The organism is Exiguobacterium sp. RIT341 (assembly GCF_000632205.1).
GTDB lineage: Bacteria > Bacillota > Bacilli > Exiguobacteriales > Exiguobacteriaceae > Exiguobacterium_A.
Genome location: NZ_JFYW01000001.1, coordinates 1,035,812 through 1,056,929, shown reverse-complemented (window position 1 = coordinate 1,056,929; position 21,118 = coordinate 1,035,812). Strand labels below are relative to the sequence as shown.

General features: G+C 42.3%; 25 protein-coding genes. 19 read left to right on the top strand and 6 right to left on the bottom strand.

Annotation, left to right across the window (positions count from 1 at the left end):
- Positions 1–101: 101 nt before the first annotated feature.
- The 4 genes from BW42_RS05560 to BW42_RS05545 form a co-directional block, all read right to left on the bottom strand.
- Positions 102–1,676, bottom strand: a complete 1,575-nt coding sequence (locus tag BW42_RS05560) for a glycosyltransferase (protein WP_035408342.1) — start codon at positions 1,674–1,676, stop codon at positions 102–104.
- A 147-nt stretch (positions 1,677–1,823) separates the two neighbouring features.
- Positions 1,824–3,716, bottom strand: coding sequence for a glycosyltransferase family 2 protein (locus tag BW42_RS05555; RefSeq protein WP_035408340.1), 1,893 nt, complete (start codon positions 3,714–3,716; stop codon positions 1,824–1,826).
- A 175-nt stretch (positions 3,717–3,891) separates the two neighbouring features.
- Positions 3,892–4,278, bottom strand: a complete 387-nt coding sequence (locus BW42_RS05550; protein WP_035408338.1) for a hypothetical protein — start codon at positions 4,276–4,278, stop codon at positions 3,892–3,894.
- A 109-nt stretch (positions 4,279–4,387) separates the two neighbouring features.
- Entirely contained in the window at positions 4,388–4,627 is a 240-nt protein-coding gene (locus BW42_RS05545) for a hypothetical protein (RefSeq protein ID WP_035408336.1), read from the bottom strand.
- 1,091 nt (positions 4,628–5,718) lie between these two features.
- Between BW42_RS05545 and BW42_RS05535 the strand changes: the two genes are divergently transcribed.
- The 17 genes from BW42_RS05535 (at position 5,719) to BW42_RS05465 (ending at position 16,080) form a co-directional block, all read left to right on the top strand.
- Positions 5,719–7,014 (top strand): suppressor of fused domain protein, encoded by a 1,296-nt coding sequence (locus BW42_RS05535; RefSeq protein WP_035408332.1) that lies wholly within the window; start codon positions 5,719–5,721, stop codon positions 7,012–7,014.
- A 16-nt stretch (positions 7,015–7,030) separates the two neighbouring features.
- On the top strand, positions 7,031–7,570 hold the full coding sequence (locus BW42_RS05530; protein WP_035408330.1) for a hypothetical protein: 540 nt from the start codon (positions 7,031–7,033) through the stop codon (positions 7,568–7,570).
- Between the two features lie 31 nt (positions 7,571–7,601).
- Positions 7,602–8,324, top strand: coding sequence for a DUF2750 domain-containing protein (locus BW42_RS16150; RefSeq protein WP_081780377.1), 723 nt, complete (start codon positions 7,602–7,604; stop codon positions 8,322–8,324).
- A gap of 1 nt (position 8,325) precedes the next feature.
- On the top strand, positions 8,326–8,910 hold the full coding sequence (locus tag BW42_RS05520) for a hypothetical protein (protein WP_052019043.1): 585 nt from the start codon (positions 8,326–8,328) through the stop codon (positions 8,908–8,910).
- Between the two features lie 46 nt (positions 8,911–8,956).
- Entirely contained in the window at positions 8,957–9,562 is a 606-nt protein-coding gene (locus BW42_RS05515) for a hypothetical protein (RefSeq protein WP_035408328.1), read from the top strand.
- An 86-nt stretch (positions 9,563–9,648) separates the two neighbouring features.
- Positions 9,649–10,128 carry a hypothetical protein gene (locus tag BW42_RS05510; protein ID WP_035408326.1) on the top strand — a complete coding sequence of 160 codons (480 nt, stop codon included), beginning with the start codon at positions 9,649–9,651 and terminating at the stop codon, positions 10,126–10,128.
- A gap of 15 nt (positions 10,129–10,143) precedes the next feature.
- Complete coding sequence (locus BW42_RS05505) at positions 10,144–10,506, top strand: hypothetical protein (RefSeq protein ID WP_035408323.1); 363 nt, start codon at positions 10,144–10,146, stop codon at positions 10,504–10,506.
- 55 nt (positions 10,507–10,561) lie between these two features.
- Positions 10,562–10,774, top strand: coding sequence for a hypothetical protein (locus BW42_RS16415; RefSeq protein WP_197026218.1), 213 nt, complete (start codon positions 10,562–10,564; stop codon positions 10,772–10,774).
- 22 nt (positions 10,775–10,796) lie between these two features.
- Positions 10,797–11,279 carry a DUF2691 family protein gene (locus tag BW42_RS05500; RefSeq protein WP_035408322.1) on the top strand — a complete coding sequence of 161 codons (483 nt, stop codon included), beginning with the start codon at positions 10,797–10,799 and terminating at the stop codon, positions 11,277–11,279.
- Positions 11,280–11,337: 58 nt separating this feature from the next.
- Entirely contained in the window at positions 11,338–12,342 is a 1,005-nt protein-coding gene (locus tag BW42_RS16560) for a DUF2716 domain-containing protein (RefSeq protein WP_052019042.1), read from the top strand.
- Between the two features lie 14 nt (positions 12,343–12,356).
- A complete protein-coding gene (locus tag BW42_RS16410) occupies positions 12,357–12,524 on the top strand; it encodes a hypothetical protein (RefSeq protein ID WP_197026217.1) in 168 nt (55 codons plus the stop codon).
- A complete protein-coding gene (locus BW42_RS05490) occupies positions 12,514–13,290 on the top strand; it encodes a hypothetical protein (RefSeq protein ID WP_231496863.1) in 777 nt (258 codons plus the stop codon). Before BW42_RS16410 ends, BW42_RS05490 begins: the two co-directional genes overlap by 11 nt.
- A 33-nt stretch (positions 13,291–13,323) precedes the next feature.
- Complete coding sequence (locus BW42_RS05485; protein ID WP_035408320.1) at positions 13,324–13,758, top strand: hypothetical protein; 435 nt, start codon at positions 13,324–13,326, stop codon at positions 13,756–13,758.
- A 348-nt stretch (positions 13,759–14,106) separates the two neighbouring features.
- Positions 14,107–14,547: a hypothetical protein gene (locus tag BW42_RS05480; RefSeq protein ID WP_035408318.1), complete on the top strand. Its 441-nt coding sequence runs from the start codon at positions 14,107–14,109 to the stop codon at positions 14,545–14,547.
- Positions 14,548–14,604: 57 nt separating this feature from the next.
- Complete coding sequence (locus BW42_RS05475) at positions 14,605–15,222, top strand: hypothetical protein (protein ID WP_035408316.1); 618 nt, start codon at positions 14,605–14,607, stop codon at positions 15,220–15,222.
- Positions 15,223–15,253: 31 nt separating this feature from the next.
- A complete protein-coding gene (locus BW42_RS05470) occupies positions 15,254–15,649 on the top strand; it encodes a hypothetical protein (protein WP_035409635.1) in 396 nt (131 codons plus the stop codon).
- A gap of 50 nt (positions 15,650–15,699) precedes the next feature.
- The gene (locus BW42_RS05465; RefSeq protein WP_035408315.1) at positions 15,700–16,080 is read left to right on the top strand and encodes a DUF5412 family protein; all 381 of its coding nucleotides are present in this window, start codon (positions 15,700–15,702) and stop codon (positions 16,078–16,080) included.
- Between the two features lie 558 nt (positions 16,081–16,638).
- Here BW42_RS05465 and BW42_RS05460 read toward each other — a convergent pair.
- Both BW42_RS05460 and BW42_RS05455 read right to left on the bottom strand, forming a co-directional pair.
- Complete coding sequence (locus BW42_RS05460) at positions 16,639–17,238, bottom strand: DUF624 domain-containing protein (RefSeq protein ID WP_035408312.1); 600 nt, start codon at positions 17,236–17,238, stop codon at positions 16,639–16,641.
- Positions 17,239–17,268: 30 nt separating this feature from the next.
- Positions 17,269–18,393, bottom strand: a complete 1,125-nt coding sequence (locus BW42_RS05455; RefSeq protein ID WP_035408310.1) for a GntR family transcriptional regulator — start codon at positions 18,391–18,393, stop codon at positions 17,269–17,271.
- 372 nt (positions 18,394–18,765) lie between these two features.
- Here BW42_RS05455 and BW42_RS05450 point away from each other — a divergent pair, with 372 nt between their 5' ends.
- Complete coding sequence (locus BW42_RS05450) at positions 18,766–20,109, top strand: sugar ABC transporter substrate-binding protein (RefSeq protein ID WP_155960175.1); 1,344 nt, start codon at positions 18,766–18,768, stop codon at positions 20,107–20,109.
- A gap of 67 nt (positions 20,110–20,176) precedes the next feature.
- Positions 20,177–21,073 carry a carbohydrate ABC transporter permease gene (locus tag BW42_RS05445; RefSeq protein ID WP_035408306.1) on the top strand — a complete coding sequence of 299 codons (897 nt, stop codon included), beginning with the start codon at positions 20,177–20,179 and terminating at the stop codon, positions 21,071–21,073.
- Positions 21,074–21,118 lie beyond the last annotated feature (45 nt).

Here is a 21,118-nt window from a genome sequence, read left to right as displayed (position 1 = left end):
CTATCATAATCAATAGCTAAAACATCCTAAAATTTGAAAAACAATGCGGACTTTGGTGGATAGACAAAAAAACCTCCTCACAGGGGGAGGAGGTCGACTAACTATTCGTCGAGCTGATTCAAAAGCATCAGCCAATTTTTCGTGAAAAGATCATCCGAAAAACGCTCAACCGAATGCAAGGCGGCTTCGCCCATTTGACGTCTTAGGGACGGTTGCTCCATCAAGCGAATCGCTGCGTCAGCAAAGGCTGACGAGTCACCAGGTGGAATGATAAATCCAGTCGTTCCATGCTCAATGATTTCACGGGGACCGTAACAAACATCGTAGGCAATGACCGGAACACCGTGACCCATGCTCTCAAGGATTGCCATCCCGAACCCTTCGGATTGCGACGTAAAGATCGTTGCGACAGCACCATGATAAGCGTCCTGAATGTTCGTAACGAACCCTTTGAAACGGATGTGCTTCGTTAATGACAATTCCTTGATCAAAGCATGGAGATCCTTTTCGAGCTGATCGTTGTAACCGAAGCCATAGAAATCAAGGAAGGCATTGGGGTGGTGGTCGACGATCTTCCGCATGACACGGACACTCGCAGCGACATCCTTTTTAATTTGAATGCGCGAGACGACAATGAACCGATTCGGATCAGGTTCAGGAAGTGACGTGTAATCCGCTTCCGGCACCGGACCAACACCGTGTGGGATCGCATGGAACGTTTCCGGATGACCGAACTGGTTGGTCATATGCGCTTGTTGACGAGGTGTTGCCGTGATGACTCGATCCCACTCGTCGATGCGACCGAATAATGTATCCCAGACACCACTGACGGCTGCTGTCTCATTGAAGGGCGACACGAAGTGATTGCTATGCCCGAAGGCAATCTTTTTAATATTCGGATGTTTGATGTCTAGTATGACCACATCCAAATTCTTTTTCGGTAGGTTGGCAAGACGATCCCGGTATTCTGATGAGATCAAGACCGCGTCATGCTGACCTAACAGCTTGTTCAAAATAAACGTATTAAAGGTCGCTGGATCATTGAACTGTTTTTCCTGACCGGCTTCGAAATAAAACAGATGGCTCCAATCCGCCGAGTTGATTTTATGCCAAATCGTCAAATAACACGACCCGTCACTGTGGAAGAAGGAGCGGGAGACCGGCTTGTTCGATGTAAACGAATACTGAATCGTTTGCACTAACTGCCCGTTATCCAGGTATTCCTCACGTCGCAGACGATGTCGATTCTCTGAAAAATAATCGATGAAGCTGAGCTGATCGTTGGTGTCAAACCGGGCGTACTGAACATATGTACCATTGTCGAACAATCGATACGAATCTTTTTCGGCACGGCTCGCATCGAGGAACAACGTATACCGTTTTTCCCAACGCGGAATCAATTCGGCTTTCGAAGAAACGACGGACCGTTTGTCTGCCTGTCGACGTGCTAAATAATTGATGACGTTGACGACCTGGATGCGAGGATCAAGCAAACACGCCTCGACCATCTCTTCGCGAATCGCTTCGAGGTTCGGTTGAATCCCTAACGTCACGAGTGTGACATTTCGCTCCGGATCAGCCGCGATGATCGCATTCGCTCGTTTAATAACGGCTTTCGATAAACCGCCACGCTGGGCAGCTAACGTATTCAATGTAAAAAACAAATCACGTTTCATAGGGCATCTCCTTATATATAGCGCTTACAATTTGAAATAACGGCTTAAAATATGGGTCACGTTGGTGAACCTTGCCCATACTATAGCATACTTTGTTGGAATAATAAGGAACCTAGAGACAAGAGGTTCATGTCTCTAGGCGTTTTGTTAAGCCTCATTGATTGGTTGAACAAAAGATCGATTGGCTGTGATATACGTATCATGAGCCGTTTTCAAGCGTGGTGTGCCTTTCGATGACAGGACGACCTTCTCAATTTGAAGCACTGTATCGGGTGTGTTTTTCGTCGGTAGTTCATTTTTAAAGTCACGATCGGCGTACTGTTTACATGTCTTCAAAATCCGGACTGTTGTTGGAGGCGCAGTCAGATACGTCTCGTTATCGATCACAGGCGGAAGATGGACATATTTTTTGTTTGCCGTGACGTAAGCCCCATCAGCCGTGACGAGTCGTGGTGTGCCAGCAATCGTCAACTGTAGATCACTGATCGTCAGGAGTTGACCGACTTCGAGCGCTGCTTGCTTATGCTCGAATTCGAGGTCATCATACAAAAAGGCTTTCTCGAGTACGACGACTTGCGTCGGTGCTTCGATATGATACTTCGTCGCGTCGATTTTCTGTAACGGTGATTTTTGTTCCTCGTGACGAAATTCGACTTTAAGTTGCTGATAATGCAAATGCATTTCGTCGACACTACTCGGTAACGTCATCCGGACGACGAACGGATGATAGTCGTCATGGATCAGCATCAATTGGAATGGATCTGAACGCGGTTCGAGTGCCTCCGTCGGAATAAACAATTCAGTCCCTTCGATATGGAACGGTACGTCGGTCTCCGTTGTTTCATCTTTGGGTGCGATTAAGAGAACTTGATCGACCGAAGACATGTCGTCTTTGAGTAATTGTACGACTTCATAGAAGAGACCATCAACGAGACGCGTGCCTGCATACGTAGCAAAGAATGGCTCAAGGACAGGACCGAGATGACTCAACGAAGCAGGCATCCGGTAATAAAGACGATTCTCCGATACATATCGCCGGGCTTTATGTTTTTGGACGAGCAGCGTGATGAAGGTGACGAAGCTGTCATAATCTTTTTGCTGAAGCAAGGTGTACTGTTTTTGAAAGATGTCATCAAAAATGAAATCCGCTGGATCTGCACCATGGCGTTCAAAAACGGCAATCATTTCGCGGAACAGGTCAAAAAAGGTCTGCTGTTGCGGATGCTCAAGGAAACGCTTGTTGTTGAACAGTCGGGAGAGGAAGTCCATCTCGATCAATCGACTCAAAGCATGGGTTTTAGCAACTGCCGGAATATCAAGTTCGAGCGTTTTCTCAAGCACTTGTAAATTGAAGGTCGTCTTTTCGAAAATACTTGTTTGTCCGACAAGCGAATCATTCATCGCGAAACGATTGACGTGATAGACCGGTGCCGGATTCATCGAAGCCGTTTGGCATTTCGAGATGGCTTCAAAGAAGAAGAGTTTATCTTCACCGTACTGCATCGCGCTGAACCGAATGTTATGTTCAAGCAAGACGGAGCGCTTCAGAATTTTCCCCGGAGGTCCGACCGCGCGGAACACTTTGTCGATTTCATACGGAACAAGCTGATTCGCTGTCGTAAACGATGCAAAGCGACCAACCTTTTGAATCGACGAGTCCGTATGTTTGATCGTTTGACCAAATGCGATATCGGCATCGTTCGAAGCGGCTTGTGCGACGAGTTGAGGGAATCCGACTGGATCGAGACGATCATCAGCATCTAAGAACGTGACGTACGTACCTGTCGCTTCTTCAATTCCGACGTTTCGCGGTTGTGCAGGACTGCCCGTATTTTCAGGAAGTTCGATGATGCGAATGAAATCCATCGTTTGTGCAGCCGTGCGAAGAATTGATAACGACTCGTCCGTCGAACCGTCATCAACGAAAATGGCTTCAATTGTTGAATGATCAAGTTTAAGTGCCTGAATCGACTCGATACATGTCGAGAGATACGTCGCCTTATTGTATACAGGAATGATGATTGATACGATTTTTTCCAACAGTAATTCCCACCTTAAACAAAATATTAAAAAAATACCATCTGAACTGTACCATAAAACGGTCGGCTGTATGAAAGAGAAGGGTGAGAAAACGCAAAAATAGTCGATGACTCCATTAAAGAATAGAGTCATCGACCATTTAAACAGGTAATACATCAGCCTTATAGGATTGGAATTACTTGATTCCAATATTCTCAAGGTATTTTTTTTCAGAGGAATCAATTTTACGGTTGATTTGTTTCGTATATGTCTTTCGCGCGTAATTTGATCCGTCTTTCTGATAAATGGCTGTCTCACGTCCAGATAATTGATTGTAATAGATTTCAATTAAATCTTGATCCTCATAGACGATGACACCCGTTTCATCAGTGTTTCGCTTTAGTTGGCGGTTGTCCTGTTGCTGCTTTAAGTACTGGTTTTCAGATTTAATGACTTGATCGATAGCTACATCATATTTCTGTTTTGCTTCCTCACTCGTCGTATTTCCGTCTTGATCGTAATCACTACATCCCGCTAGAATGACGATCGAAAATAGCAGGAAAGATAAAAGTTTCATTTTCAAATAGGAACACCTCCGAAGTACACGTTTTGTATTACCGACAGTGTACATCAAGGCAATACTTCATATGTAGCTTACTTAAGAAAAAGGGAAGTGTTTCATGTTGGTCGCACTATAGTTCGATGGCATCGATGACGCCTTCAGGATACTCCCAGACATTGCCTTCAATGAGCCATTGATGATGGCAGTTCGGACAAGCGACTTCCGAAGAAAAGTCATACTGGATTTCGAGACCTAAGCGCCGGTCTTCGTACGCTACACTATGTAAATCTTCAATGAGAATCTCATCCTTGAATTTCTCGCGACAACGTGGACATTTGAATTTCGAATAATGACTGATGACCGTATCCATTCGATTCAACTCCTAAATAAAGAATAAGTACCGTATACAGTATAATGATAACGCTTACATAAAAGTGTTTTAAATTAAAATTGTAATCAAAATGGAATATATCAACTAAATTGGATTTTGATTTATAGAGATTTCGAGGAAGGACTTTAAGAGGAATACCTGTACCTATACATCCGTTCAATCCAAATGAGGCATATTTTGATGTTAGCAGTTAGTTAGGATCACGCTAAGGTCGTTCAAGTGTTGCTACAGTACGGAGTAGATCCAAATCATCAGGATACAATGGGAAAACGGTCATTGATTATGCGAAGAAATATAAAAATAAAAAACTCCTCAAACTCTTCGATGGATTGCTTTGAAGGATTCGTAGCACATCTTCTTTTAACCATATTTTGAGTTCTAGCGGTTGTGCTATTAAAGCATCTACACATACTTCACATTTTCCGTTTATCACATGCTAAACTTAAACAATCTATTTCTAAGTAAAGGAATGATTTGGATGTGGAAGGCACTATTGTTTAATTCTATTTGGATGGGTATCACAATTCCAATTCTTTTGAGTGTCGTTTTTACAATTTTGCATCCTCTACTCGTTTTTGAATACAGTGGTGTTCTCATGATTGTTGTGACATTAATCATTGGCATAATTGATGTTTACCTAGCAATTCGGATTTGGACATGGATCGAAGGAAAGTTCTTCGAACGAAAACTGTACATGTGAGTACAGCCTAACAAATGGACGCTTTAAAAAAGTCGTTTTAACTTTTTACGTTACTATGAGGTGGCTTCGGTATTGAACCGGAGTCATCTTTTGACATTTTCAGATGTCTCGATATTCTTTACCTAAGTAAGAAATACCGCTTTACAGGATTTTATGCTTACAGTTCATCGATTTTCTAATCGTCTTTCATATGAAGCGCAGTTCTTATTTTCGAACTAAGGCGTCCATCTTGTGCAACTAAATAAAACATTAAAGTAACAGGTATAAAAAATAAAAAATCCCAAAAATGTATTATGAAATATATAATATATGGTAGAAGATACTTTTTGAAAATGACATTTTTTAATGTCTTGAAATGAGGATATAAAATATGAATTACATAGAACACTTAGAAGCTCATTGCGGTGAAATTACAGGTCATCTAGAGATTGAAGAATTACAAGAGCAGGCGATTCAATTGTTGCAGTTTCAAAATGCACCGTGTGCTAATGCTATCACGATGACTTCACTTGGACTGTTACGCCATCCGTTACAATTCGAAAATGGTGCTATCGTTCATCAAGAAGTGATGCTATCCGTCATGCAACAAGATGCTGAGTCGGACTTGATTGAATTGGTTTATCGCTTGACGCTAGAAGCATGGAAGACTGGACATGCTTATGATCTAGGTGAGTATTTACCGATGCCAGGTGGATTGTTATCGAAGTACGGCTTCGCTGCTCTATACGTGACGACACCATTCTACTTTGAAGAATCGTTTCAAGTCCATAAAGGAGACGCGGCATTCGGGGAACCGGAAACGGTACTACCGGTCTGGTTCGTACCGATCTTTGCTTCAGAAGTCGCATACATCGAACAATACGGTACTGAGAAATTTAATGAGATGTTACATGAAACTGAGATGCAGTTGCTTAATTTAAAGCGGCATCCGCTCGTGGGAGAAGAAGCAATCGAAGCATTGAACGCTAAAAGACAACTCCTCGTTCTCGAGTGTGAGATTACAGATAATCTTTTTGAAGATGAAATTCAACGACCATTATTGCTAGACGGACCATTAAAAAAAGCATATGCCATTGACCTTGATTCGGAAGCACAAGGGAATGCGGTCGAAACTCAAACCTTCCTATTTGATTTTCTAAATCATCAAAATCGTTTTCCGATCTACACGACCTTTTTTGCTTTTGAAGAAGACAAAGACAACAAAGCGTTCTTCACGCAACATCAAATGTCGTTCACTTCACATGTCTTGTCTAAGCAAAAACAAACGGACGGATGGTTACGCGGAAAACGAACATCGACAAGGGAGAGTCATTACTTCACGGTCAAGATTGAAGATGCTAAGATGCTCGAACTCATCCTTGAGCAAGCCTATGCAGCTGCATTAATGAACGAACTGTTCATGTTTTCATATTCCGATCGTTTGTCAATTCAACGAGAGGTCGAAACGACGTATCGAAAAACACGTGTCCTAGAAGATCGATTCGTTTATCCAGAGGAGACGACCGTCGTGATCGTCGGTCATGATGGTGGAATGCTTTATGTCCTCTCGAACGAAGAACACTTCGCGTATGATCTTCGTACAGACTGGGCGAAACGACTGCGACAACAGTTACCAAGCGATACGGTGATTCGCCAGCTGAATGGAGAATGGTTCGCAGACCTATAAGAACAGGAGGAACTGCATGCAACTCATTAAACAAATCAACGGTCATAATCATTTTTGGTTGTTCGAGAAGGATGGACGGACACTTTACACGTTTCACGGCATTATGGGAGAGCGGTTAGAAGAACCAATGAGCGAGCAGAAGTTCTCGCGATTTTTCAATCTGGATGCCTACATTCGGGAGCTCGTAGCGGAGAAAGAAAAAGACGGTTACTCCGCCGTTCAAGAAGCAGATTACTATGAGATTGTCGTCGAAATCTTTTGTCAGGATACAGAGTATGACATCATCTTTGAGCATCGTTCGAATATCGAAGACGACCTTCATACATTTCTTTTTCAAATCGGCAACGGTTATTTTGTTGAGGATGATTATGGTCCGGAAGCCATCGAATTCGTCCTTCATGTCCTCGAACCATCTCAGATCGTCCAACCCGTCATTGAATATTTTAAGAAACAGTATGGAGTGACACGGCTTCGGATGGGGCAGGCAAAAGTTCATTATGGCAGACGCTTGACCGGGCTCTATCCTGAAGGGAAAAACTTTAACCGAAAAAATTAAAGACAAAAATGTATAAGAAGGAGTCACATAGTTGACATATCAAATCGGTTTACCAGGCGTTACTGAAGAGAGATTACAAGAGGTAGAAGCAGAACTTGGCTTTAAGCTTCCGAAAGAACTACGAAATAGTTACAAGCACGAAAATAAATTCAGCATCGGCGAATGGGAGTTTCATCCGATCAAGGACGAGCAGTATATCAAGCGGACATGGGACGACCTTGTTCGTGTTAACACGACGGATGCGGAGGACTACCCATCCGGTTTCTTACGAATCGCACATGACGGAACAGGTGACGAACTCGGGTATCAGCTTCCGGATACAGAGACAATCGTCTTATGGGATCATGAGGAACAAGAATTATTTTCGGTAGCACCAACGTTGAAGATATTCATTGAAAAGGAACAACAAGTGGATCGCAGTGCAGAACAAGCAGAACTCTTCGTACAAACGGTCATCGAGACAGGCGCCGTCTATGGTCTATCAAAATTTGAACAGTCGGGTTGGGCCTATTGTCCTTCGAATCAAGAGGAATCGGATGTATTGTTATTCTTTTCGTCGAAATCAGCGGCGAAAGCGCTACAGACGAAGGAATGGGCGGACTATCACTTGATTCGCTTGGATTTGGATCTATTCATGGATGGCTGGTTGCCGAACATGATTGACGATGGACTGTATTGTGGCTTGAACTGGGGACCGGAGCTCGTTGGACTTGAGCTGGATCCAGAAGATGTCCTAGCAGATCTGGAGGGTTAACATGATTCGGACGCTTCATAAACAAGTCGATGGAATGACAGCCGTTTGGCTCATCTATCGCGATGGACGAAAATTGTATACGTATCACGGTGTCATGAACGAGATTCATCAGGACGATATGAAACAAGTGATGGAAGAGCGCTACTTGTTCAGATATCAAGCGAAACGTCGGATGAATACGTGGATTTCGGAAAAACAGGCAGAAGGATACATATTCGAGGACGTATTCGGACTGACACCGAACCGCAAGAAAAGACAGACGTTCAAGCGTCGAATGATAGGACTCGCGTCTCTACTGATTAGTGTCGGTTTGTTTCTGGTAGTGATGCCTTTTCTCGTCTCTCCAATTATCATCGCAGTGTTTGCGTTACTTCAAATGGGAATGGTCGTTTTCAGTAAAGACTATTTACCGGGCTGGCTACGCACGGTTTGTTTCATCAGTTGCTGTGTCATGAACATTGAATACCGAGAGGGGTTATATGCTGGTTTCGCGATTGGAACGGGTACACTCCTATTGTTTTATGTCCAAAACAGATACAATCAAACGGATTTTCTAGCGGAACAGCCGAACCATGCTTCTATTTAAAAAATTGCTACAGAAGACTAATTCAATTGATAAGGATGATAATTTAATGATTGTCACGCTCAGTAAGCAAGTGGATGGCATCATCTATTTCTGGTTCATGTACCGGGACGGTCGAACAATCCAGATGTATCACGGTGTCACCGAACAATGGAAAATCGATCAGGATGTCAGTGATTCAATTGAAGAACGATATACATTTCGGCGTCAAGCTAAACGACGACTGAAGAAATTAATTGCTGAGAAACAGGCTGAAGGATACAGGCAGGATGATATTTACGGGATGCAACCCGGACGGAAAGAGCGTGAGAAATTTCGCCGCCGGACGTCCTGGCTCGCATATCTTATTCTGGGTCTCGGTCTGTTCCAGTTAGTGACACCGTTCACTATATTACCGTTTGTTGTATTAGGTATCGGTATCGCTCTGATGTTCTTAGCGTTTCTTAGTAAAGATCAGTTTCCGATGTGGCTACGTGTCCTCTGTTTCGTCGATTATTTCTTAATGCATATCAGTTTTCGGCAAGAGCAGTACATCCCACATCTATTTCCGATTCTGTCAATTGGAACAGGATTGATACTTTTATTATATCTTCGAAGCAAATACAAACGTAAACTCGAGAATAACGCCAATGATGGAGATGGCTACATATTATAAATGAAACAAAGAAATACCAGACCCATTTAAAGAACTATCCTGATAGAATTTTAATGCATTGTACAAAAGAATGTGAGGATGATCTCATGAAAATAATCTATTCCCATGAAGACTTACTCGCTCTCGAAGATCCCTTTGAATATGAAGTGGGTTTGCCGATTCGCATCAGAGAACTGCCGGCTTCCGTCATCGAAGAGGAGCTTCCGGATAGCCGGGAACAATTAGATCGCCTTCTGAAAGAGGGCTATACCTTGGTCATTCAAAAACCGCTAATTCCAAACCCTCCCGTATTCGCAGGGTTATCCGTGATAGCGGAGAACACGGTCATGAAATTATATGTCTACGAGGCGAATCATTGTGAGGATGCGTTATGGGATGTTCTGTCCGAGAATGAATACAATCAGCACTGGGCATATTTTTTATTGAAAAAAATCGAAGGTGTCAGATTCGAATTGCCTTATACGAATAAAGCTCAAAGTTCGCTGAAACTGTCTAATCTCAAAACAAATGAACTCGTACATCTACGATTTGAAACCAATCAAAGCGTGACATGTCAGTGGGATTAAAAAAGGAGATGCTTCATGAAAACGTATCTTGAAGAGCATATCGATGCGACACGCATCTTTCCATGGCTTGCGGATGCGAGTTCATCAATTCGCTGTCTATGTGTGGTCGGTGAGATGCTTTTGGTTCCAGAAGACATCGTCCAATTCAAACAAATCAGTAGTGAGATGTTCCGTGATGAGCTAAAGCAAAAGCATGCGTTGAGTACCTATCGCTTTTATGTAGTAGTGTGTGTCGGAAATCAGTTCCAATCCAAAAGAATCTTTGAGTACTACAAGTTGTGGCGTTTGCTCGAACGAGAAGAGATGCTTGATGGCTTCACCTCCCGAATAGAAGTACCGGTTCAAGTGGGCAAAGAAGCGTACTACGGGGATTGCTGAATTTGGTATCGAACAGCTCACAACAGCCATCGAGATGATTAGTGATTCTCCAGCTATGTATACCATTATTTGTGGAAATCATGATCGCCCGTCACACTGTCAGGAGTTACTTGATCAGGTGCTCGACATCGGCTTAACAGAGAGTGGAGGTTTGCCAGTCGTCGAGATGGTCACGACACTGACCGCACAAGGTTATGCCGTCTGCACGTGGGGAAGTTCGAGTGAAGAACAGGAACTACAGTGTTTTTATACGGCAGCCTTCTTATAACAATGTAGAAAGAAGGAATTTGATGAGTCTGCGTGGCGTATCGTTTAAAATCTCGAATGAACCGGGACGTGTCTTGCTCGACATATTAAGTGCGATTGAAATGAAAGCGTATGACTGGTTTCTTCGTAACTTTGATTTTCCGATCCAAACCATGGATGGGGACTTGTATGACAGTTTAGAAGAGTTTTCAATCGATCGGATAGCGACAGGACATGAACTAGCGAAATGGCTAAGGGGACCAAGCAATTACCTGATTTTTGCTGAATTGTTTGCTTTTCAAAGTGGTCAGACTGAAGAAGTAGGAATGACGTATGAGTGGTTTCAGGAAAGCAATTGTCACATCGCGATGTTGGTGTATGACTGCACGTACGTCGATATTTATTGTAAGGAGCAGCACGTATCTGAAGCATTTTATGAGAACGCCGTGAGACGTGGATATACCGGAATTAAGTGGGTGACCGATGACAATGATCCTCGCACTCGTTTGTCGGTATGGTCAGAATAGGACGTTATTCGTACTAGCAGATGTAAACGTATTGTGATGGAAGGGAGCGAAACCACTCATGATCCAACTGACAAAACAAAGCGGCTCGGATACACTCTACCAAACAATCTATACGGAGGGACGCCTCATCATTCAACATCAAGGAATCGTTGGAGAGTGGGTGAGAGCGGAAGACATAGGACAGATGCGTGTCTCGCGCTTCAAACGATTAGGTGTACAGATTTTGCAGCTGATCGAGAAGTTTGAACGTCAAGGCTATCGCGAGCTGAACGAGGCAGATTACCGGGAACTAATCGTCCAGTTTCCTTATGACGAGGGTCAGGCAGAAGCAGCACTCGAGCGTCGCCATATGATGGAAGAGATAATCGATGAAGGTCTGCTTCATACAGGAAACGGCTACTGTGAAGGGGGAGATATAGGAAGTGGCACGACGAATATCTTTTACTATGTCCTTGATGTCGAGGCAGCCGTTTCTCTGATTTTTGAAGGGATAAAGGAACATGATGTGCAAGGCGAACTGATCATCGCGATATCAGAAGGAGAAGCGTACACCGTTCTATACCCTGAAGGAGCGCCGTTCGATTTAATTGATGAAGGTAAACCATGGAGCTGGATTCCGATGACGCAAGCGGAGGATGAGAAGGTATGGCACGTCATTGATCAACAATTTCAGTTCACACCCAGTACGAGAGTCTTCCCCTCATGCCATGCCCCAAGTCCGTTCATTACATACGAAGTGGATTATAAGAAACGAGAAGAAATCGAACGAGAACTAGGACGTATTCTGATCGAGCTGACTGTTGAAGGAGAACGCGTCATGGCTCTCGATTGGAATCATCAAGGGTATTGGATCGACCCAAGACGTCCGTTTCTTCGAAATGAAGAAGGAGACTGGATGATTCCAGCAGTTCCAGATGGCGATTACTCCTTTTTCATCGCTCGTGATTTTCGCTGGGGATATCTCGGTCATCCGTGGGAGGGTAGCATCACGTTGTTTGGAGAAGATCTAATTACTGCGTTCCAAGGGACGGACATTTTTATGAACGAAATCCGGAGAGGATAAAAGGAGGACCGGAAGTGAGAACACCATACGACGAGTATCAAGTAACCGCATTATGGCAGATCATCTCGGAGACAATCAATGAATTAGTCGACAATGATGATCTCGAAGAACTGACGACGCATGAACATATCGTGGGTTATCTCTGTAGCAAACTAGAAGGTCGGATGAAAGATGAAAAATAAGAATGGAATGCTACTTGAACGGGACGACTGGGTCGATGTGTTCTGGGAACTGCTGCCACGTGACGATTGGAAAGACCTCGTCCGTCTTCAAGTAAGTCAGCATTCGTATCCGTTTGAAGTGAAGTTACTAGAACGACCACTCAAGCAGAATCCAAATATTCATGATTTATCGGATTGGACGGTTCGTTCCCACTTCATCATGACCGATGCCGCGAAGCTTGACCGACTTCTCGAACATCTTGTCATCGAACAGCAAGAAATGGCAACTGAAGCAGAGGTGACGCTCATCATCCAAAAACAAGGACAAGGAATCGTCCGGGTTACGAACGATTGTGTCTCGATGTATGGAGTCGCATATGAAGAGCTCGATGACGTAGGGACAGAATATGAGAACTTTTTCAATGCGGTTTTACCACATGCCACGTTTCCAGTCGAGGTCGTCTTTTGTGGTCGAGATATTTTAGAAAATGATGATTCGATTCATGTGATGACGTTGCACGATTCCAATTGGCAAGCGGTGTTTGAAGAACATGTATTGCATTTGCTGAATCGAAAGGAAGTTACGTCAGGACTATTTTCGAAAGATGAACGTCCCACGCAGCAAACGCTTGAGAACTTCATGTCTGAATTCTCGTTATTGATGGCCTACAACTTCATCGTGACTCGCGATGCAACGGATCGATTTGGCATGCTTGATCACTTTTGTACGAATGGAAAAATCGCGCATTTTGGAAAGATAGACAATGGAAAGACGTCTTTCAATTAATGATGTAAACATCACACAGAAGGAGGAAGCATAATGAGCTTAGCATCATATATTTGTATGGAGAGACAAATTCCTGAACAGTATCTCAATTTAGATGAAAAAGGTGAAACCGTTCCTTTATATATCGGCCCCTGTTTTGCGGATCAAGACTGTCTGTATGAAGTAAAAACGAAGCATTTTCATAAATGGTATGTATATGAAATTTCGAGTCACTGGGGCATCGAGATCGTTGAACCTTTTGATTCCGAAATTGCACTGGAATCGAAAGAAAAGCTGCGTTATTTGTTTACGCTCATGAGTGACTTCTTAGACGAGGGCGAATCGTTTGAATTGTATACCTGTTGGATTGGGGAAGAGTCCGATCCGCAAGTGAAAAGTATGACGTTATCATTGGCACTTGATCAGTTAGAAGACATTGAGATTCCTGAAAGAACGCATATTTTAATCACGAAACAGAGTGAAAACTAAGAAGCCGCTGATTCATAGCGGCTTTGGTTTAAAAGGTTCACTTTGAAGTTTGAAATGACAAAAGTAAGACGGTGGTTAATTAAAAAAAGAGAGTAGTGCCAGTAATCGAATAGAAGCACTCTTTCCAGACGATAAAATCGAGCGGTAATAAAGTGATTGAGAGAGGAGTGGCATCGTGTTATATGTCTATTTTGAGAAGCGTATGGATCACGCACAAGTGTTTAAGGACAGATACTTGTACGTTGATCGACCAGAACGTATCGACTTTATCTATTCGATGGGTTGTCTACCGGATATGGAAACTAAAAGAGACTATCAAGGCGATTCAAATCGAGTCTTAAACAATTTTTGACGCGTCTCAATCGCTACCCGATTTTCGTCACGTTCGGTGGAGGTTTTACGGACGAGGAGGTCGAGCCGTTTTTTCAAAAGCACGATCTATCGTATACAAAGGTTCGACCAAATAAGAACTTATACTATAGCGTTCAGGTGCATGATGCGAGCGAACTTGAGCTATTGCTAGATGAGACCTATTGGTATGGGGCTGTGAACGAAAACTTCTTTATATCGTTTACGAATCTCTTGACGTTTGAGCTGAGAATGGTCAAAGGATGGTTTTTCAAAAAAGAACGTACCGTTCCCGTCATTCGTGCGACGAAAGAGATGTCGTTCATCACGATGGAGCATGATTTCATGGGCTATTATCTGTTTTCGAATGAAGCCTGTTTTAATACCGAGGACAAGGTGAAAGCCATCTTTCCTGACGATGGTACCATTGAATTCTATTGATGAAACAAGCAGTTGAATTATGTAGATGGATCTAGCAGAATACGTGGAGGAATTTTTATGTTATATATCTATCTCGATGAACATACGAATCATGCAAAAGTGATCAAAGACCGTTATCTCGAAATTGACCCACTGGGTGCTATTAAGTCGATTTATTCGATGGGATGTCTTCCGAATGACGAGAAACGAGACTATCAACGTGACTCGAACGATGTACTGAAGCATTTTTTGACGCGTCTGAATCGCTTTCCGCTATTTGTTACGTTCGGCGGTGGTTTTACCAATGAAGAAGTGGAACCATTTTTTCAGAAGGAAAATCTGTTATATACAAAGATTCAACCAGATAAGAGCAGCCCTTTTTATAGCGTTCAAGTGAACGATGCGAGCGAACTTGAGCATCTGCTGGACGAAACGTATTGGTATGCAGCTGTGAACGATTTTTATTTCATATCGTTTACGAATCTCCTGACGTTTGAGCAGAAAATGGTCAAAGGATGGTTTTTCAAAAAAGAACGTATCGTTCCTGTCATTCGTGCGACAAAAGAGATGTCATTCATCACGATGGAGCATGATTTCATGGGCTATTACCTGTTTTCGAATGAAGCTTGTTTTGATACTGAAGACAAGGTAAAAGCGTTTCTTCCGAAAGGAGACGGCATCGACTACTATGATTGACATCCGGTCGGATGATAAAAGGGAGGACATCATGTTTGGAATTAGTACAAGTTTAAAAGAAATGCCAGAAAATGAAAAAGAGATTCTCTGGTATCCGAGTAACGTCCAACGCTTTTTGAAAGAAGACTTCGCAAGGACATCTAATCGTTGCGATCTCTTAATTAATCTCGATCCTTACGGCGATAAGTTGTTCTCAGCAAGAGAAGTGAACGAGTTAATCGGAATTTGCGAGCTGCTTATTCAACGATATTGTATACCAAAGGAAGCGTGGATAATGAATCAAGCGAATCATTATGCGAATGAGCCGTGGATGATACATCAGTCAGATAAACGAATCATGGAACTACATCAATTTTTAGAATTGTTGAAGCGGATGTGCATCGCGTCTGTCAATCAGAATACGTTGGTTTGTTTTTGGGGCGATTGATTGAACGATTGAGGAGTCGCGCTAATAAAGTAAAAATGAGGGATTAAGAAGTGATTAAGAAACTGAAAATATTAGGAATTATACTAGGTACATGTCTTGCGTTATACGTAGCGTGGTATGTCTATCGTTTCATATTTGTCGAAGATATCAGTATGGTTCCAAAAGAAGAGTATATCTCGAAAAGTATTTCGCCCGATCAGGCGTATACGATTCGTTTTTACCGCGCAAATGGTGGGGCGACAGTAGATTTTGCTATGCTTGGCATCATGGAGAACAAGGACGGAGAAAAGCGTAGAATGTACTGGGAATATCCTTGTCGCGAAATAAAAGAAGTGAAGTGGACGAAGGATACAGTGACAATCAATGGCACAAAAATTAAGGTATGGAGTCAAGTGTATGACTTCAGAGAAGGGATATATGAGGCAGAATAGGGCTCCCGTCTCTTTGACGTGAACTATTCATGCAAAACGCGCTCCTGAACGCGTTTGATGAAGAATGATTTTTACTCTTTTGTTCTTTATCCATATTTTCATTTCTTTTGTACTCAATCTATCGTATATAGATCACTACATATATTCATGGAACGTATTTTTCCTGGTAAGGAGCCAAATCATGAACTACCTCTCTGCAGGATATTTTCTCCTTCTGCCAACCTCCCGAAAAGAGTACTTGGATAGGACGGTTGTTTCAGAATCCATTCTATCTGTAAGTGAATGTATCTGTACTCACTATCCTGATACGAGTATCTTATGGGGAGATTCGGAAGAAAAGAAGCGCTATATAGAGCAACCCGGTCTTTCTCTTAACACATTTCAGTTTCTCAAACAATGGAACGTTAAATGCCGTTACCGTGACGATATTTGCATCCGTTCAACACTTTCTCGGATCGTCCCTTTGGTAACCTAGAACTTAATAAGAAGCTCACGATTAAAATGAGATTTATACCGAAGTAATTGCTTGTCTTCATTTATATACCTTGTCAACAACGATTAAGATTCAAGCATCACGCGATCCAATTGATGCAAGTACAGTTTGGTAGTAAGAAAAATAACAAATGAAAAGCCGAACAGTAAATAAAGTGGTGATTGATATGTTAAGACACTCAATGTTGCTAGTAGAAGAAATGAAAACAATAAAATGTATCCATAGCGTACTAGACTAAAAAGGGCTAGCTTAAGGGCATCCCTTTTTTTCAAGTCGTAATGCGAGAGAATCGGAAATAAGAAAACGGAAATAGCCAAGAAGAACAGACTGACGATTGAAAGACTCGTAAATAAGAAGGTCTGTCCTGTCTCTAAGTGACGAATGATTAAAAAATCAAAAAGTAAAAACAGTAAGATGAAGGTCCACAAAATGCCGAATTTAAAATGGGATTGCATCGCTTCTTTAAAAAAACGAATGTAGGCTCGAAAAACACTGTAATCTTGATGAACTGACCACTGTCTTGTGACGGCAGTTAGTGCATAAAGAGCTGGGAAAATCGTGATGACTGGTAAAAGGGTGATAAAAAAAATGAAGTTCAACTGTACGAGTCCAGTAGTGAATTCAAGTAGCTGGAATAGTTTGTTTTGTTCATGTCTTAAGTTCATAAGTACCTCCCCCGAAGTTCTGCTCAAAAATTAACTAGATTTAGATTCGAGACGATTGAATGGTGCTGTTGAGTTACGAATAATTAATTCCGGTTCATAAATGTGAGATGGAGGGGCTTCTTTTTTTTCCACCGCTGCAATAATCCGTTCTGCTGCAGCGCGTCCAAGTTCTTGTTTCGGGTGAATGATCGAAGTCAATTTCACTTCCGTTGCTACTGCAAGTACGGAATCATCATAACCCACGAGAGAGACATCTCGAGGAACAGATAGATGTAGCTTCCGTAACTGATCCAAGACACTTAATGCCAATTGATCATTGTAACAAACCACAGCACTTGGTCGATGCTTTCCATTTTCAAAGAGACGTCCAATCGAATCATAAAAACTTGGAATTAACTCTTCCGTTGTATAGGTAATGATTAATTCTGGCTCTAAAGGAATGTTGTATTCACGAAACGCACGAAGGAATCCACGCATTCGATAAACACCCTGTAAATCATCCGTCTTAAACAAGCCTATGATCCGTTCATGACCAAAGTTGATTAGATGTTCCGCTGCTAAAAATCCACCTCTTTCGTCATCCATCATAAGATGAGGAGGCATTAGTTGAGAGTAATATTGGTTGATCATCAAATAGGGAATGTTTTGCTGCTCAAGTTCTAGATAGTATTTGATGTTCGGATTATAGTTACTACTTTTCGTGGGTTCAACAATTAATCCATCAATTTGACGATCTAACATCATTTCGAGGCATTGACGTTCTTTGTCTACATCATTGTTTGTGCACGAAAGTGTCAGCGTGTACCCTTTTGAAGCTAAATGCGATTCAATTCCTCGAATGATAGATGGAAAGATGTAATCAGACATATACGTTGTAATGACACCGATGTTTTTTCCATTATTAGCACGTTCAGTTATCTCAGCTTCTAGTGTAGGAAGTACTTGGGAGCAGTAAGTTCCTGATCCTTGTTCGCGGTACAGGTATCCTTCATTTACAAGTTCTCCAACTGCTTGACGAATCGTGTGGCGACTAACTTTAAAGGATTGTACAAGCTCACTTTCAGGAGGAATTTTTTCGCCCGGACGTACTGTGCCATCTTTAATCCAATCGAGAATATGATCTTTAACGATACTATATTTTGTCCGTTGTGCCATGAGGCGTCCCTGCTTTCTTTCTTGTAACAGCAAACTTATCCGTACAAGATGTGATAGTACTTACATATTAGCAAAGATTTGTCCGGTTTGCTATGGATTTAAGAGAAAATCTATAGATATACTAATTAAATGTACGTACAAAAAAGAAATAAATGACAAAAAATCAAATTGACATGTCCGAATGGGTGTAATAGACTCAAATTGTGCAGAAAACGCTTTCATTGTTCATTTAACTTGTTCTAATTGTCTTTCTTATAGCGTTGTGTGGGCTTCGCTATAAAAAACATTGTTTTTACTTAAATAAATATGTACGTACATCTTAATTCCGCTTTGACACTGAAAACTAAATCAATGGAGGAATTCACAATGAACATTAAATCAAAGAAAATGTTTGCGCTAACCATGACTGCCTTGATGACTACATCGATAGCATTAGCTGGTTGTTCGGGAGATGGCAAAAGTGCTGACGGGAAAGTCGAACTCACATTCATGTTTCGCGGGAATCCTGAAGAATTAAAAGCGTACAAAGCAACAGTAAAACGATTTGAAGAAGCCAATAAAGACGTTAAAGTGACAATGGTACAAACAGCTCCAGATCAATATGATACGAAATTAAAATCTGCAATTGCAGGACGGAAAGTGCCAGATGTCTTCTTTTACAATCCGGCTCAAGTCAAAGCTTACGTGAACTCAGGTGTACTACTAGATATTACAAAGAACGTCGAAGGATCGAAAGACATCCAGTTAGAAGACATCTGGAAAAAAGGGGTCGATAAGTACCGCTATGATGGAAAGGTACTTGGCAAAGGGGCTATATATGGTCTACCCAAAGATTTAGGACCATTTGCGCTTGGCTATAATAAAACGATGTTCGAGAAAGCGAAGGTACCGCTTCCGGATAAGGACAAACCGTACACATGGGACGAATTCATTCAAGTAGCTAAAAAGTTAACGAAAGATACGAATGGCGATGGGAAAATGGATCAGTACGGTACAGGATTTAATGTGAACTGGGCATTGCAACCGTTCGTTTGGAGCAATGGAGCAGATTGGATCAACGAAGAGGGAACGAAAGTAACGATTGACGATCCAAAATTCATCGAAGCTCTCCAATTTTTCGTAGACCAGCAACTAAAGCATAAAATCACTCCATCAATCGGAGAATCACAAACACTCGATACCTATCAACGCTGGATGAAGGGACAACTTGCGTTTTTCCCTGTTGGTCCTTGGGATATGGCAGCTTTTAAAGATCAATTGAAGTTTGAGTATAACCTTCTTCCGTGGCCAGCGGGATCAACAGGTAAACCAGCAGGGTGGGTCGGCTCACTCGGGATTGGTGTAGGATCAACGACGCAACATCAAAAAGAAGCAACAGAACTAGCCATGTACTTATCTGCTAACCAAGAAGGGCAACAAGCTTTAGTGGATGCGCAAGTTCAGTTACCAAACAGCATGGAAATCGCAAAAACTTGGGTGGAGGACACATCAATCAAGCCTGCCAACAAACAGGAATTCCTTGATTTGATTAATGATTATGGACGTGGTCTCCCGGCAGAAAAAACGTATACTGCTGAATGGTATGACGAGTTCTTCAAAAACATCCAGCCTGTACTCGATGGAAAAACATCAGTTGAAGACTATGTAAAAAAAGAGCAACCGAAAATGCAAAAGTTGCTAGATGATGCCATCGCACAAGAGAAACAAGCGAACTAACTAGAGATGATGATTTAGGTGGCGTAAGTCGCCACCTAAATCTCTAGCGTAGAAAGGATGGAAGACAATGAAGACAAAACCGATTCCCAAGTTATATCGTACGGAGCAACGGTATGCCTATCTATTCGTTGCGGCTCCGGTGATTGGGTTCTTTCTATTTGCGTTAATTCCGTTAATGTATTCCTTCTATGGTGCATTCACGAACTGGAACGGACTCGGACAAATGAAGTTCATCGGACTAGAAAATTTTATTAATGTGTTTCAAGATGAGTATTTTTATAAAGCCATGTACAACACGCTGTTCATGATGATCGGGATTCCAATTGGCATCGTATTAGCACTTCTCCTTGCCCTCGCGTTGAATCGAGGGATTTTTGGTACTAATACGTTCCGCGTCATCTATTACATTCCCGTTATCTCTTCCATCGCGGCTGTCTCGATTTTGTGGCAGTGGGCATATAACGGTGATTATGGTTTGGTGAATCAGTTCTTGGACTTGATTGGTATTGATGGTCCGAACTGGCTCCAAAATGCCAATACCGTTAAGCCGGCATTGATCGTCATGGCGATTTGGAAAGGTCTTGGCTATACGATGCTCTTGTATTTGGCAGCCTTGCAGAGTGTACCGCGTTCGTATTATGAAGCAGCAAAATTAGATGGTGCGAATGCCTGGCACTGCTTTTGGTATATTACGCTCCCAATGGTTAAACCGGTCACCTTCTTCATCATCGTGACAAATATTATTGGTGGGGCGCAAATCTTTACGGAAATCAACGTCATGACGCCGACAGGGGGACCGGAGTATTCCTCTGCTTCTGCCGTCTTCTACATTTGGCAAAAGTCCTTCGGAAACTTCCAGTTGGGCTATGCTTCAGCGATGGCACTCGTTCTCGGTCTTTTCATTTTCATCGTTACCTTGTTCCAATTCCGTATGAACGAAAAATCATCATTTGACTTGGATTGAGACATTCATACCTTAGAAAGGAGAATGACCATGCAGTTAGCCCTT